The following is a 13,768-nucleotide window of genomic DNA, read 5'->3' on the forward strand; positions in this document are numbered from 1 at the left end:
AGGCGGGAGACCCCCGGTTGCGAGAGCCGCCTAGCGCCGCCCCTCGCGCAGCCAGCCTGCAACGATGAAGAAAGACGCCATCAACAGCGCCAGCCAGCCGGGCAGCAGAGGGCCTTGGGAAACCGACAGCGTCTCATAGGCCTCCCGCGGGGTCAGGCCGATCCAGCCGCGCCCCGAGGCCGGCCGCCCGGCCCGCACGCTGCGCAGGGCGGGCATTCCATCCTCCAGCCGCAGAACACCGCCGCGCAACGGTTCCAGCACCGGCGCCAGCACAGAACCTGTGGCAATGGTTTCCTCAAACTCCTTCGGCGCGGCAGGCCCAAGCCCCACAACCGCGCTCTCCTCGCCCTCCTGCAGCCGGTACAACCCCGGCTCCGGCCCCTCATAGCGGGTTTCCCACTGCCCCGGCGCGCTCGGACGCAGCTCAAGGTCCACCGCCGAGCCATCCGGCGCGGTCACCGTCACCGGCCCCGCCTGCTCCGCCAGCGTGCGGCGCAGGATGCGCATCCGCTGCCCCGTCACCTCGGCCCACAGCGCCTCTTCCTCCAGCTCCGGCTCCTTCATCATCCAATGCGCCAGCCGCCGCAGCAGCTCCAGCTGCGGCCCGCCGCCCTCATATCCGCGGCTCCACAGCCAGGCATGATCCGACGCCAACAGCGCCACCCGGCCCTCGCCCACCCGGTTCAGCACCAGCAGGGGCCGTTCGCCCGCGCCGCTCATCAGCACATGGCCCTCCGGTGCGCGCAGCTCGATCTGGCGCAGCCAGCGGCCCCAGTCCTCCGCCCCCTCCAAACCGGAAGTCACGGGATGCTGCTTGCCGAGATCCGTCACCGCGGGGCGGAAGGCCTCCTCCAGCACCCGCGCCGAGGGTTCGGCGGGCAGGATCAGCGACAGGGGCGAGCGGTAGATACTGTCGGCACTGGCGAAATCCGGCCCCGCCGCCACCAGCACCGCGCCGCCGCCCATCGCGTAATTTGCCACATTGTCGAGGTACACCGCCGGCAGGATGCCGCGCCGCTTGTAGCGGTCAAAGATGATCAGGTCGAAATCCTCGATCTTCTCCAGGAACAGCTCGCGGGTGGGGAAGGCGATCAGCGACAGTTCCTCCACCGGCACGCCGTCCTGCTTCTCCGGCGGGCGCAGGATGGTGAAATGCACCAGGTCCACCGCGCTGTCGGACTTCAAAAGGTTGCGCCAGGTGCGCCCGCCCGCATGCGGCTCGCCCGACACCAGCAGAACCCGCAGCCGGTCGCGCACCCCGTTGATCTGCACCAGCGCCTGATTGTTGCGCGCGGTCAGCTCGCCCGGCTCTTCCGGCACGCTGAACTGGATCACGTTGCGCCCGCCGTGCTGCAGCACCATCGGCAGCTCGAAATCCACCCCGACGGGCAGGGTGAATCGCTGCGGCGCATCGCCCCCGACCGAGATGTCGAGATCGGCAAAGCCGCCCTCAACCGGCGCCGCGCCCTGATCCTCGATCCTGAGCGTCAGCGTCACCGGCTCGCCGATGATGGCAAAGCCGGGGGCGTTGCGGACAATCAGGCGGCGGTCCCAGTCGTCCTCGCGCCCGCTCAGCAGCAGGTGCATTGGCGCGGGCAGGTTGACCGCCTGATCGGTGTCATGCACCTGCCCGTCGCTGAGGGCGATGATCCCTGCCACCCGCGCCCGCGGCTCATCCGCCAGCGCCTGGGCAATGGCGGCCATCAGCCTTGTGCCCTCGTCGCCCTCGCCGTCCGGCACGGTGACCCAGCGCACATCGGTGCCGGGCCGGTTGTCCAGCGCTGCCCTCAGCTGGCTGCGGGCGCGCTCCATCTGCTCCGGCCGGTCGCGCAGCTGCTGGCTGGCGGTCTGGTCCTCGGCCACGATTACGATGTCATCCAGGGGCGCGCGGTCCTCGCTCTGATGCACCGGACCTGACAGGGCGGCCAGCAAGACCAGCGCCGCCAGCGCCCGCAAGGCCCAGCCGGACAGGCCCTTCCACAGCCCCAGCAGCAGCGCCGCCAGGGTCACAGCCCCCGCGGCCCAGATCACGGGCCAGGGCACCAGCGGGTCGAACAGGATCGTCTGTGTCATGCCGCCACCCTCATTGCCCCAGCCGGTCCAGCAAGGCCGGCACATGCACTTGGTCGGATTTGTAATTGCCGGTCAGCACATGCATCACCAGGTTGACGCCGAACCGGAACGCCAGTTCCCGCTGCCGCTCGCCGGCATAGCCGCGCCCGACCGGCAGCAAGGGCCGCCCGTTTTCATCCACCGCCCAGGCCGCCGCCCAGTCGTTGCCGCCGATCACCACCGGCGTCACCCCGTCATTGAGGTTGCGGAAGGGGATGCCCTCGGCCTGCTCCGCATCCGGCGGCGCCGCCTCGACCCAGACCGGGCCGCGGGCATGGCGGCCGGGGAAGTCCTGCAGCAGGTAGAAGGCCCGCGTCAGCACATGGTCCTCCGGCACCACCTCCAGCGGCGGAATGTCCAAGGGCAGCGCAATCTGCTGCAGCCGCCGCGCCGCCGGGCTGGTGGCGCCGGCAGAGGCGAGATCGGCGTCGCGGGTGTCAAACAGGATCATCCCGCCCGCCCGCAGATATGTGTTCAGCTTGCCGTAAGCCTCGGAGGAGGGCAGCGGCTGATCCCGCGTGACCGGCCAGTACAGCAGCGGGAAAAACGCCAGCTCATCCTGCTCCAGATCGACGCCTGCCGGGTTGGCCGGCTCCACCGAGGTGCGGAAGAACAGCGTGTCCGACAGCCCGCGCAGGCCCGCCTCGGCAATCCGGTCGACCTCCGCGTCGCCGGTCAGCACATGCGCCAGCACCAGTTCCGAGGCCAGCTCCGCCGCCCGGAAATCCGCCTGTGCCTGCTGCTGCGGCGGACCCTCCTGCGCGCGCGCCTCTTGCGCTGGAACCAGCGCCGCCAGCCCCAGCGCCGCCGCCAGCGCGGCAGTGCGGGCCCGGCCCAAGAGGCCGGACACCAGAAGCGTGCCCAGCACATCCAGCGCCAGCAGCATCAGCGCCCCCGTCAGCAAGGCCCCGCCCAGCGGCATCTCCTGCGGCGCGTCATAGCCGCTGACCTCCACCGAGGCAGGCCAGCGCGCCGCCAGCAGCTCATCCTCCGGGCGCAGCACATTGCGCGCCAGCATCCGCCGCCCGCCGTCATAGACCCCGGGCCGCAGCTCCGGCCCCGCGGGCGCGGCCACCAGATCCGGCCCCTTGACCCCCGGCAGCGTCTCTGCCGCCTCCAGCCGGCCAAAGCCGTCCAGCACCTCCACCGGCGTCCAGGTGGTGCCTTCCAGGTCTTCGGCCTTGGGCGCGGCGGCAGAGGAAGACACCGCCAGCCGCTCCAGCATCGACACGAACAGGCCCGACAGCGGCAGGCTGCTCCACTCCGCATTCGCCGTCACGTGAAACAATACCACCTGGCCCTGTCCCAGCGTCTTGCGGGTCACCAAGGGCGTGCCGTCGGCCAGTTCCGCGATGACGCGGTCCGCCAGCTGCGGATCGGGCTGCGCCACCACTTGCGAGCTGATCGCCACCTCCTGCGGCACCTCCAGCCCGTAAAAGGGCGAGCCTTCGGCAAAGGGCGCCAGCGTCTTCGGCTCGCCCCAGCTCATCGCGCCGCCGATGCTGCGCCCGCCAATGCGCAGGCGCACCGGCATCAGGGGTTCCTCGCCGCTGCGCGCGGTGTCGCTGGCCGCCAGCCGCGGCCCGGCAAAGCGCAGCAGAAGGCCGCCGTTTTCCACCCATTCGATCACCGCCTCTTCCTGCGCGGGCGCCAGCCGCGCCACGTCGGCCAGCACGATCACATCCGGGTTGGCGGGCAGCAGATCCCGCAGCGCGCCCTCCAGCAGTTCCGCCGAGGGCGCCAGCGCCTGGCGCAGGTAGTGCAGCGGCGACAAGAGCGCCAATCCTTCATCGGCGCTTTCGGAGGACACCAGCGCCACCTCGCGCCGCCGCAAGCTGTCATCGGTCAGCGCCACTGCGCCCGCCGATGCCTCGCCGCGGATTTCAAACCGCGACAGCCGCGCCCTCAGCTCCGCCGGCAGCGACAGCTCAGCCGAGGCCGCGCGGGCGCCATCGGCAAACCGCAGGGAGAGCGACGCCAGGCTGCGTTCGGTGCCGCCAGGATCCTTGCCCTGCGCCACCACCGCAACCTCCTGCGCGGGACCGGCATGGCTGCGCAGCGCCGTCAGTTCGATGGCGCCGCCGGTATAGCTGGCGGGCAGCAGCCCCAGAACCGGCGCGGGCTGTTCGAACACCTCGATCCCGCCGCGGCGGCTCAGCGCTTCGATCAGCCCTTCGCGGCCCGGGTATTCCAGCCCGTCGCTGAACCAGAGGCTGTCAAAACCGCCCTCCGCGCCGGTAATCGCCGCCAAAGCCTGTTCCAGCTGCTCCGGCCCCGGCTGCCAGGGCAGCGGCGCCAGCCCGGCCAGCTGCCGCTGCCAGTCGCTGGCGGCGCGGAACTGCAACGCCTCCGGCGCGCTCAGGCGCAAGACCGCCACCGGGCGTCCGGCGCGGCCCGCTTCCTCCAGCTGCACTTCGGCCTGCGCGCTGGCCTGTTCCCAGCCCGCCGCGCCGCCCCAGCTGGCGTCCATCACGATCAAGAGCGGCCCGCTGCCGCCCGCCTCCTCGGTTGCGGGGTTCAGCACCGGCCCCGCCAAGCCGATGATCGCCGCCGCCACTGCCAAAAGCCGCAGCAGCAGCAGCCACCACGGCGTGCGGTCCGACAGGCTTTCGTCGTCCTTCAGCCCCAAAAGCAGCGTCACCGCCGGAAACGGCTGGCGCTTGGGCGCGGGCGGGATCGCCCGCAGCAAGAGCCACAGCACCGGCAGGGCCAGCAGCCCCAGCAAAAGCCAGGGCGCGGTAAAGCCGATGCCTGCAATCATGGTCATGGCGCGGTCCGCTCCAGTGCGTGGTAAAGCCACATCAGCGCCGCCTGCGCCGGGTCGCCGGTGTGATGCTGACCGAACCGCCAGCCGGCCGCGCGGCACAGCCGCTCCAGCGCGTCCCGCCGTTCCGCCAGCCGGTCCAGATAGCGCTCCTGCAGGGCAGAGGCCTTCAGTGTTTCATGTGTGACACCGCCTGCGATGCTTTGAAACAGGGTGCGGCCGGTGAAGGGAAAGGCTTCCTCCGCCGGGTCCAGCACCTGCAGCAGCACGCCACGGACGCCGCGCGCGGCGGCTTTGGACAGCGCCTGCTCCACCGGCTCAAACGGTCCCAGAAAATCCGAGATGAACAGCGCCCGCGCGTGCGGGATCAGGGCGCGGTGGCCGGGCGGGGCGTAATCCTCCGCCTCATCCGCCGACAGCGCCTCGGCCAGCCGCAGGATCTGCACGTTGCCGCGCCGGGGCGGCAGGCCGCCGCCGGTCAGGCCCACCCGCTCGCCGCCCTGCACCATCAGCACCGCTGCGGCGAGGCCCAGCAGCCGGGCCTGATCCACCTTCTGCGGCAGTTTGGGGGAGGAGGCAAACCGCATCGAGGCGCCGGTATCCACCCACAGATGCACGGTCTGCGCGATATGCCATTCCCGCTCGCGCACATATTGCACGTCGCCCATGGCAGAGCGGCGGTGGTCGATCATCCGGCGGCTGTCACCGGCCTGCGCCGGGCGGTACTGCCAGAAATCATCCCCCGTGCCGGCCCTGCGGCGGCCATGCTCGCCCATCAGGACAGAGCCCGCCAAATGCCGCGCCTGCACCAGCAAGGGCGGCAGGGCGCTGGCCTCTGCCTCCGCCCGGTGCCGCAATCCGGTTGCAGCATCAGAGGCTGCAGGCCTGGTCACGCGGCGGCCCCGGTCCGGGCCAGTTCGCTCGCGGTTTCCTCAATCAGCGCCGCCAGGCTCTCCCCGCGCGCCCGCGCGGCAAAGTTCAGCTGCATCCGGTGGCTCAGCACCGGTTTCGCCATGTCCAGCACGTCCTCTGCGTTGGGCGCCAGCCGCCCCTGCAACAGCGCCCGCGCCCGCACCGCCAGCATCAAGGCCTGCGCCGCCCGCGGCCCCGGCCCCCAGGCGACGGTCTGCGCCACGTGGTCAGAGACGCCGGGTTCTTCGGGGCGGAAGGCGCGCACCAGATCCAGGATCATCTCCACCACCGACTCGCCCACCGGCATCCGCCGCAGCAGGGCCTGCGCCGCGATCAGCTCTGCGGCGGTAAACACCTGATAGGCCTGCTCTTCCTCGGCCCCGGTGGTGGCCAGCAGAATATCCCGCTCGGTCGCGCGGTCCGGGTAATTCACGTCGATCTGCAACAGGAACCGGTCCAGCTGCGCCTCCGGCAGCGGATAGGTGCCTTCCTGCTCGATCGGGTTCTGGGTCGCCAGCACATGGAACGGCGCCCCCAGCGAACGGTCCTCGCCCGCCACCGTCACCATCCGCTCCTGCATCGCCTGCAGCAGCGCCGACTGGGTGCGCGGGCTGGCGCGGTTGATCTCATCCGCCATCAAAAGCTGGCAGAACACCGGCCCCGGCACAAACCGGAACGAACGGTGCCCGTCGGCGGCGGTGTCCAGCACCTCGGAGCCCAGAATGTCGGCGGGCATCAGATCGGGCGTGAACTGGATCCGGTTGCCATCCAGCCCCATCACCGTGCTCAGCGTCTCCACCAGCCGGGTCTTGCCGAGGCCGGGCAAACCGATCAGCAGCCCGTGGCCGCCGCAGAGCAGCACCGAGAGCGTGAGGTCCACCACCCGCTCCTGTCCGATAAAGCGCCTGGTGATCGACGCGCGCGCCTCTTGCAGCTTGGCTTCCAGCGCTTCGATACCGGCCAGCAGATCGTCCGTTTCAGGCATGACATTCCTCGTTTCCCGGATGTATGCTGTTACTCTATCGTGCTGACAGGAAATGGCAAAAGCAATGAGCGGACAAAAACCTGTGACACCCGATGCCGAAGGCCTTGCCGCGGCGGCAAAAGCGGCCGGCAAGGGCAGGGGATTGCCGCCTGTCCACCTGTGGAACCCGCCGTTCTGCGGCGATCTGGACATCCGCATCGCCCGCGACGGCAGCTGGCATTACCTCGGCACCCCGTTCACCCGGTTCGAACTGGTCAAGCTGTTTGCCTCCATCCTCAAACTGGAGGACGGCAAGTACTACCTTGTAACGCCTGTCGAAAAGGTCGGTATCACCGTCGAGGACGCGCCCTTTGTGGCGGTGGATTTCGATGCGGCCGGGCAGGGGCGCGCGCAGGTGATCACCTTCACCACCAATATCGGCGACACCGCGGCGGCGGGGCCGGAGCATCCGGTCCGGGTGGCGCGCAATGGCGATAGCGGCGAACCTGCGCCTTATGTGATGATCCGCGCAGGCCTTGAGGCGCTGATCGACCGCAAGAGCTTCTACCGGCTGGCGGAGCTGGGCGAACACCACGATGACTGGTTCGGCGTCTGGTCCGGCGGGGAATTCTTCCCGCTGATTCCGTCTGCCGAGCTGGACGAAAGCTGACAACCCCCGGCACTTTGCCAGCCTGCCTTCCACCCGAAAGGCCGGGCGCTGCCCGCTGCGGTCTGCCGCTGGCAGCTGAAGCCTGGCAGACAGGCGGCGGAAACCGGCCAACCCGCGGTTAACGAAAGTTTAACATGAAAATTCTGCTCTTTTGACGCCTTGGCTGGCCCGCCCTGCGGCGCTAGACCAACAGTCAACAAGGAGAATCCTATGCCCCGCTTCGCGGCCAACATTTCGATGCTGTTTGCCGAGCTGCCCTATCTCGACCGGTTCCAGGCCGCCGCCGCCGCCGGGTTCGAGGCGGTAGAGATCCTCTATCCCTATGAGCTGGCCGCCAAGGAAACCCAGCGCGCGCTGCTGGCCAACGGGCTGCAGCTGTTGCTGATCAACGCGCCGCCGCCGAATTACACCGGCGGCATGCCCGGCTATGCAGCAGTGCCGGAGGGCATCGACCGCTTCCAGCGCGACATCCGCCGGGTGCTGCGCTACGCCGAGGCGCTGAAGGCGGGCAAGATCCACGTGATGGCGGGCTATGCCAAGGGCGCCGCGGCGCAGCAGACCTTTGTCGAAAACCTGCAATGGGCCGCCGACCGGGCGCCGGAACAGCAGTTCACCATCGAGCCTTTGAACAGCGGCGACCAGCCTGGCTATTTCCTCGATGACTACAGCCTGGCGGTAGAGGTGCTGGACGCGGTGGACCGGCCCAATGTCGGCTTGCAGTATGACGCCTACCACGCCCAGCTGATCCACGGCGACGCGGCCAAGGTGTGGGAGACCTTCGGCAGCCGCGCGGTGCATGTGCAGATCGGCGCCGCGCCGGGCCGCTGCGAGCCGGGCACCGGGCCGGTGGACTTCCAAAGGCTGTTCGCGGCCATCGACGCCAGCGGCTACGACGGCTGGGTCAGCGCCGAATACACCCCCTCCACCCGGCGCACCGAAGACAGCCTGGGCTGGATGCGCTGAGCCGCCGCAGGGCGGGAACACATTCGTGAATTGAAATGTGATGCGGCGGGCGTCATAAGGCAGGGGTGAGTCGACCAAGGAGGCCGCCGATGCTGCCCGCCCGTTTTGCACCTGTATTGTTCAGCCTGATCCTGTCGGGGCTGATGTCCTGCATCGTGACCTGCGTCGCGACCTGGAAGGCGCTGGGGTTCACCGCCGGATTGACCGCGGCTTGGATGCAGGCCTGGTCGCTCAGCTGGCCCATTGCCTTTGCCGTCGCCTTTACCGCCGCGCCGCTGGTGCGCCGGCTGGTGGCGAAATTGGTCAAACAGCCGCTGCCGGGCTGAGCGCCGCAGCGGCGGCTCCCTCCCGCCCGCTGCCCGCTGCATCGCAGATGCAGCAGCAGCCGTTGGGCCGCGCGCCGCTGGCGCGGCGCAGATGCGCCCGGTGCCGCTGTCAGTTCAGGCAGAGAAACAGGTCGTAATTCGTTCTGGCCGCTGAATCCTTGCGCGCGGAGGCATGTTCGGCCTGCTTCCCATGCCCCTTGCGGCAGATCCGGTCCGCCTCCTGCGCCGCCGCTTTCAGCGCCCAATGCCGCGGGTGATGCTGCGGCGTGGCGATGGTCACGCTGTCGCCATTATACTCCGTAACCGCGGGGCGGATGTGATGCGCGCAGCCGCCCGCCGCAGCGAGCGCGCTGATAAAAAACAGTGTTTTCAATGGTCCGTCCTGAAATATCCGGTCTCAATCCCGGGGCCTCAGCCGCGTGCGGCGGCGGCCCCGGGCACAGGCATTCCAGCCCGGCTGCGCTGTGTCAATGCGCCTCGGCCCAGTTCCGGCCGCGGCCGGCATCCACCACCAGTTTCACGTCCAGATGCACCGCCGGATCGGCGGCATTCTCCATCACCTCGCGGGCGGCGGCGATGGTCTCCTCCACGGCCGCCTCCGGCACTTCGAACAAAAGTTCGTCATGCACCTGCAGCAGCATCCGCGCGGGCAGATGGGCAATCGCCTCCGGCATCCGGATCATCGCCCGGCGGATCACATCCGCTGCGGTGCCCTGGATCGGCGCGTTGATCGCCGCGCGCTTGGCAAAGCCCGCCTTCGGCCCCTTGGCGTTGATCTCCGCGGTGTGGATCTTGCGCCCGAACAGGGTCTGCACATAGCCATGCTCCTTGGCGAATTCCACCGTCGAATCCATATACTTGCGGATGCCGGGGAAGCGCTCGAAATAGCGGTCGATGAAGCCTTGGGCGTCTTTGCGCGGAATGCGCAGGTTGCGCGCCAGGCCAAAGCCGGAAATGCCGTAGATCACACCGAAGTTGATCGCCTTCGCCTGACGGCGGATCTCCGGCGTCATCTCCTCCAGCGGCACCCCGAACATCTCTGAGGCGGTCAGGGCGTGAATGTCCTGACCCTCGGCAAAGGCCTGCTGCAGCGTCTCGATCCCGGCCATATGGGCCAGGATGCGCAGTTCGATCTGGCTGTAGTCGAGCGACAGCAGCACATTGCCCTCTTCCGCCACAAACGCCTCGCGGATGCGCCGCCCCTCTTCGGTGCGGACGGGGATATTCTGCAGGTTCGGATCGGTCGAGGCCATGCGCCCGGTGCTCGCCCCGGTCTGGGCATAGGATGTATGCACCCGCCCGGTGTCCGGATTGATATGGTCCTGCAGCGCATCCGTGTAGGTCGACTTCAGCTTGCTGAGCTGCCGCCAGTCCAAGACCCGCCGGGGCAGGTCATGTTCGGTCGCCAGATCCTCCAGGATATCGGCGCCGGTGGAGTACTTGCCGTTCTTGCCGCGCTTGCCGCCTTCCAGCCCCATCTTGTCGAACAGGATCTCGCCCAGCTGCGCAGGCGAGCCGACGTTGAAGGTCTCGCCCGCGAGTTCATGGATCTCCGCTTCCAGACCGGCCATCTTCTGGGCAAAGGCATTGGACATGCGGGAAAGCGTATCGCGGTCCACCTTGATGCCGTTGCGCTCCATCTCCGCCAGAACCGGCACCAGCGGCCGCTCCAGCGTTTCATAGACCGTCGTCACCCGCTCCTGATGCAGCTGCGGCTTGAAGGCCTGCCACAGCCGCAACGTGATGTCGGCGTCCTCGGCGGCATAAGGCACCGCGTCCTCAATCGGCACCCGGTCAAAGGTGATCGCCGATTTGCCGGTCCCCAGCAGCGGCTTGATCGGGATCGGCGTGTGATCCAGATAGCGCTCCGACAGCGCATCCATGCCATGCCCGTGCAGGCCCGCGTGCAGCGCATAGGACATCAGCATGGTGTCGTCGATCGGCGCCACATCCACCCCGTAGCGGTGCAGGATCTTGGCGTCGTATTTCATGTTCTGGCCGATCTTCAGGATCGCCGGATCCTCCAGAACGTCTTTCAGCATCGCGACCGCTTCTTCCAGCGGCATCTGCCCCTCCGACAGGCCTTCGCCGCCGAACAGGTCATCGCCCCCGGCCTTATGCGCCAAGGGGATATAGCAGGCCTCGCCCGCCTCCACGCACAGCGAGATGCCGACCAGATCGACGACCATCTCATCCAGACCCGTGGTCTCGGTGTCCACCGCCACCCAGCCGCGCTCGCGGATGCGGTCCACCCAGACCTGCAGGGCGGCAGCGTCGCGGACGCATTCGTATTTGTCCTTGTCAAAGGGCACCGCTTCCGGCGCCTCTGCCGCCGCGGAAACCGGCGCTGCGGCGGGCGCCTCCGGGATTGCCGGCGCCGCAACGCCCAGCCGGTCGGCCATGCGCTTGGACAGGGTGCGGAACTCCATCTCGGTCAGGAAGGTCATCAGAGTGTCCGCGTCCGGCTCCATCACCTCCAGATCATCCAGGGTGAAGTCCAGCTCCATATCGCAGTCCAGTTGCACCAGCTTCTTCGACAGCTCGATCTGATCCCGCATCTCGATCAGCGTCTGGCGGCGCTTGGGCTGCTTGATCTCCTCGGCCCGGTCCAGCAATTCCTCAAGCGAGCCGAACTCGTTGATCAGCAGCGCGGCGGTCTTGATCCCGATCCCCGGCGCGCCGGGCACGTTGTCAACGCTGTCGCCTGCCAGCGCCTGCACATCCACCACCCGGTCGGGGCCGACGCCGAATTTCTCCACCACGCCGTCGCTGTCGATGCGTTTGTTCTTCATCGCATCCAGCATCTCGACGCCGCCGCCAACCAGCTGCATCAGGTCCTTGTCCGACGAGATGATCGTCACCCGCCCGCCGGCCTCGCGCGCCTGGCAGGCCAGCGTGGCGATGATGTCATCGGCCTCGAAACCTTCGACTTCCTTGCAGGCGATGTTGAAGGCCTTGGTCGCCTCGCGGGTCAGGGGGAACTGCGGCACCAGATCCTCCGGCGCGGGCGGGCGGTTGGCCTTGTACTGATCATACATCTCGTTGCGGAAGGACATGCCGGAATGGTCAAAGATCACCGCCACATGGGTCGGCGCATCCGGGCCCTTGTTGTCCTCCACCTGCTTGAACAGCATGTTGCAAAAGCCGGCGACGGCCCCGATCGGCAGCCCGTCGGATTTGCGAGTCAAGGGCGGCAGCGCGTGATAGGCGCGGAAGATGAAGGCCGAGCCGTCGATCAGATGCAGATGGCAGCCCTTGCCGAATGTTGTCCCGCTCATGTGCGCCGCGCTCCCGTTGGAAATCCGTTCGTGTTCTGTTTCCCGGTTATCGGTGATCCTGCGGGGAAGGGCAATTGCCGTTTGCCGCCGGCGGCGGGAACCGGCAGCGGCGGTCCGGCGCCGTCTCGCGCCGCCCATGTTCCAGCCGCGGCCCGCCTGTGATAGACCTGCGGCCTCCCTTCATTGCACAGCAGGATCGAACCCCATGCAGCTCAACGGAAAAACGGTCATTGTCACGGGCGGCAGCGATGGCATCGGCAAGCACATCTGCCTGAAACTGGCGGCCGAGGGCTGCAAGCTGGCCATTCTGGGCCGCAACCAGGCGCGGCTGGACCAGGCGGCAGGGGAGGCCCGCAGCCTCGGCGCCCCTGAGGCGCGCAGCTACGGGGCGGACATGACCGATCCGGCGGCGATTGCGGCTGCCGCGGCAGACATCCTGCGGGACTTCGGCAGCGTCGATATCCTGATCAACAATGCGGGCATCTGGCACAAGGCGGGGCCGCTCGACAGCATTCCGGAGGACATGCTGATGGCCACAGTGCAGACCAACCTGACCGGCCTGATGCAACTGACCCGCCACCTGCTGCCCGCCCTGCGCACCCGTGATGAGGCCGCGATTCTGAACGTCGCCTCCAAATCCGGGGTGGCCGCCCAGGCGGGGCAGTCGGTCTACACCGCCACCAAATACGGCGTGCGCGGCTTTACCGATGTGCTAAAGCTGGATGAGGCGGAGACCGGCGTGCGCGTCGCGGGCCTGTATCAAAGCGGCACCAACACCGGCATGTTCGCCAAGGCAGGCGAAGACGTCCCCAACCACATCTTCACAGAGCCGGAGGATCTGGCCGATGTGGTGGTTTTCATGCTGTCGCGCCCGCCGAAACTGTGGATGCACGAGGTGCGGGTCGAGCTGTAAGCGCAGCACAGCCTGCTGCCGGGGGGCGCCGCGGGGCAGGGGCCTAGAACACCCCCATGCTGAGGCCCGCCCCCAAGGCCAGCCCCAGGTCGCTGCAGGCCTCCAGCTGATCCTCGGGGATCACCTTTTCTGCCAAAATGGCCTCCGGCGTCTGCGCATGGGTGCAAATAATCAGCGGCGCCTGCACCTCTTTCAAGCGCCATCCGGTGGCAATGCGGGCGGTCTGGCGGGCGGCGTTTTCCCCGTCCGATCCGGCGCAGACCATCTGCGCATAGGGCCGCCCCTCGATCTCTCCCAGCACCGGGTAATAGCAGCGGTCGAAGAAGTCCTTCATCGGGCCGGACAGCGCCGCCAGGTTCTCCGGCGCGCAGAAGATATAGCCGCTTGCGGCCAGCAGATCCTCCGGCCCGGCGTCTTCGGCCCGTTTCAGGACGGTCCCGATCTCCTCCCGCGCCGCCGCTGCCGCAGCCTCCGCCATCTGGCGGCTGCCACCGGTGCGTGTGTGGTAAACGATCAAGAGCTGTGCCATCGCTGCCGCCCGCCTGTTCCGCTCCCGCGGCAGCTTACCGGGCGCCTGCAAATTTCTTCAAAGAAATTTGGCCGGAAAATTCGAATTTTCCGGGACCCGGCCTCCGCCTGAACGGTGTCACGCTGCCCGGGTCACTCCGCCGCCTTGGCCGTGTCCCGGTAGACGTATTTGCAGTCGCAATAGGGGCATTCCACGAAATTCTCGTCCTCGGGGATCAGCAGATACACCCGCGGATGCCCCAGCGCGCCTTCGCTGCCGTCACAGGCCACCTTGCGGCTGTCCACGATCTTGGTTTCCGGCGCTTCGATGCTCATGGCTGGCAGTCCTTTCGGTTTTC

Annotated in this window: 12 protein-coding genes; 4 read left to right on the forward strand and 8 right to left on the reverse strand. The window is 68.1% G+C overall.

The genetic code is table 11. From position 1 onward, the window contains the following. Nucleotides 1–30 precede the first annotated feature (30 nt). The 4 genes from PHA8399_RS06600 to PHA8399_RS06615 are packed head-to-tail and all read right to left on the reverse strand — an operon-like array spanning nucleotide 31 to nucleotide 6,773. A complete protein-coding gene (locus PHA8399_RS06600; RefSeq protein ID WP_058285378.1) occupies nucleotides 31–2,073 on the reverse strand; it encodes a hypothetical protein in 2,043 nt (680 codons plus the stop codon). Between the two features lie 10 nt (nucleotides 2,074–2,083). Next, nucleotides 2,084–4,879 (reverse strand): DUF4159 domain-containing protein, encoded by a 2,796-nt coding sequence (locus PHA8399_RS06605; RefSeq protein ID WP_058285379.1) that lies wholly within the window; start codon nucleotides 4,877–4,879, stop codon nucleotides 2,084–2,086. Beyond that, on the reverse strand, nucleotides 4,876–5,769 hold the full coding sequence (locus PHA8399_RS06610) for a DUF58 domain-containing protein (RefSeq protein ID WP_058285380.1): 894 nt from the start codon (nucleotides 5,767–5,769) through the stop codon (nucleotides 4,876–4,878). The genes PHA8399_RS06605 and PHA8399_RS06610 overlap by 4 nt, the downstream gene beginning before the upstream one ends. Beyond that, complete coding sequence (locus PHA8399_RS06615) at nucleotides 5,766–6,773, reverse strand: AAA family ATPase (RefSeq protein WP_058285381.1); 1,008 nt, start codon at nucleotides 6,771–6,773, stop codon at nucleotides 5,766–5,768. Before PHA8399_RS06615 ends, PHA8399_RS06610 begins: the two co-directional genes overlap by 4 nt. 64 nt (nucleotides 6,774–6,837) lie before the next feature. Here PHA8399_RS06615 and PHA8399_RS06620 point away from each other — a divergent pair, with 64 nt between their 5' ends. The 3 genes from PHA8399_RS06620 (at nucleotide 6,838) to PHA8399_RS06630 (ending at nucleotide 8,711) form a co-directional block, all read left to right on the forward strand. Further along, nucleotides 6,838–7,422, forward strand: coding sequence for a DUF1285 domain-containing protein (locus PHA8399_RS06620; protein ID WP_058285382.1), 585 nt, complete (start codon nucleotides 6,838–6,840; stop codon nucleotides 7,420–7,422). 210 nt (nucleotides 7,423–7,632) lie between these two features. Continuing rightward, nucleotides 7,633–8,385 carry a hydroxypyruvate isomerase family protein gene (locus PHA8399_RS06625; RefSeq protein WP_058285383.1) on the forward strand — a complete coding sequence of 251 codons (753 nt, stop codon included), beginning with the start codon at nucleotides 7,633–7,635 and terminating at the stop codon, nucleotides 8,383–8,385. Nucleotides 8,386–8,474: 89 nt separating this feature from the next. Then, the gene (locus PHA8399_RS06630; RefSeq protein WP_058285384.1) at nucleotides 8,475–8,711 is read left to right on the forward strand and encodes a DUF2798 domain-containing protein; all 237 of its coding nucleotides are present in this window, start codon (nucleotides 8,475–8,477) and stop codon (nucleotides 8,709–8,711) included. Nucleotides 8,712–8,820: 109 nt separating this feature from the next. On the opposite strand, the gene PHA8399_RS06635 is transcribed toward PHA8399_RS06630, so the two are convergent. Further along, nucleotides 8,821–9,084 (reverse strand): hypothetical protein, encoded by a 264-nt coding sequence (locus PHA8399_RS06635; protein WP_058285385.1) that lies wholly within the window; start codon nucleotides 9,082–9,084, stop codon nucleotides 8,821–8,823. A gap of 94 nt (nucleotides 9,085–9,178) precedes the next feature. Further along, entirely contained in the window at nucleotides 9,179–11,989 is a 2,811-nt protein-coding gene (gene polA / locus PHA8399_RS06640) for a DNA polymerase I (protein ID WP_058285386.1), read from the reverse strand. A gap of 205 nt (nucleotides 11,990–12,194) precedes the next feature. On the opposite strand from polA, the gene PHA8399_RS06645 reads away from it, so the two are divergent. Beyond that, complete coding sequence (locus PHA8399_RS06645) at nucleotides 12,195–12,902, forward strand: SDR family NAD(P)-dependent oxidoreductase (RefSeq protein WP_058285387.1); 708 nt, start codon at nucleotides 12,195–12,197, stop codon at nucleotides 12,900–12,902. A 43-nt stretch (nucleotides 12,903–12,945) separates the two neighbouring features. Here PHA8399_RS06645 and PHA8399_RS06650 read toward each other — a convergent pair whose 3' ends face one another. After that, nucleotides 12,946–13,431 (reverse strand): flavodoxin family protein, encoded by a 486-nt coding sequence (locus tag PHA8399_RS06650; protein ID WP_058285388.1) that lies wholly within the window; start codon nucleotides 13,429–13,431, stop codon nucleotides 12,946–12,948. Between the two features lie 131 nt (nucleotides 13,432–13,562). Further along, the gene (locus PHA8399_RS06655) at nucleotides 13,563–13,745 is read right to left on the reverse strand and encodes a zinc-finger domain-containing protein (RefSeq protein WP_058285389.1); all 183 of its coding nucleotides are present in this window, start codon (nucleotides 13,743–13,745) and stop codon (nucleotides 13,563–13,565) included. Nucleotides 13,746–13,768: the final 23 nt, after the last annotated feature.

This window comes from Leisingera aquaemixtae (assembly GCF_001458395.1).
Taxonomy (GTDB): Bacteria; Pseudomonadota; Alphaproteobacteria; order Rhodobacterales; family Rhodobacteraceae; genus Leisingera; species Leisingera aquaemixtae.

Coding starts and splice junctions, on each gene's coding strand:
- PHA8399_RS06645 (WP_058285387.1), top strand. CDS start 12,195: ATGCAGCTCAACGGAAAAACGGTCATTGTCACGGGCGGCAGCGATGGC.
- PHA8399_RS06655 (WP_058285389.1), bottom strand. CDS start 13,745: ATGAGCATCGAAGCGCCGGAAACCAAGATCGTGGACAGCCGCAAGGTG.
- PHA8399_RS06600 (WP_058285378.1), bottom strand. CDS start 2,073: ATGACACAGACGATCCTGTTCGACCCGCTGGTGCCCTGGCCCGTGATC.
- polA (WP_058285386.1), bottom strand. CDS start 11,989: ATGAGCGGGACAACATTCGGCAAGGGCTGCCATCTGCATCTGATCGAC.
- PHA8399_RS06630 (WP_058285384.1), top strand. CDS start 8,475: ATGCTGCCCGCCCGTTTTGCACCTGTATTGTTCAGCCTGATCCTGTCG.
- PHA8399_RS06615 (WP_058285381.1), bottom strand. CDS start 6,773: ATGCCTGAAACGGACGATCTGCTGGCCGGTATCGAAGCGCTGGAAGCC.
- PHA8399_RS06605 (WP_058285379.1), bottom strand. CDS start 4,879: ATGACCATGATTGCAGGCATCGGCTTTACCGCGCCCTGGCTTTTGCTG.
- PHA8399_RS06620 (WP_058285382.1), top strand. CDS start 6,838: ATGAGCGGACAAAAACCTGTGACACCCGATGCCGAAGGCCTTGCCGCG.
- PHA8399_RS06650 (WP_058285388.1), bottom strand. CDS start 13,431: ATGGCACAGCTCTTGATCGTTTACCACACACGCACCGGTGGCAGCCGC.
- PHA8399_RS06625 (WP_058285383.1), top strand. CDS start 7,633: ATGCCCCGCTTCGCGGCCAACATTTCGATGCTGTTTGCCGAGCTGCCC.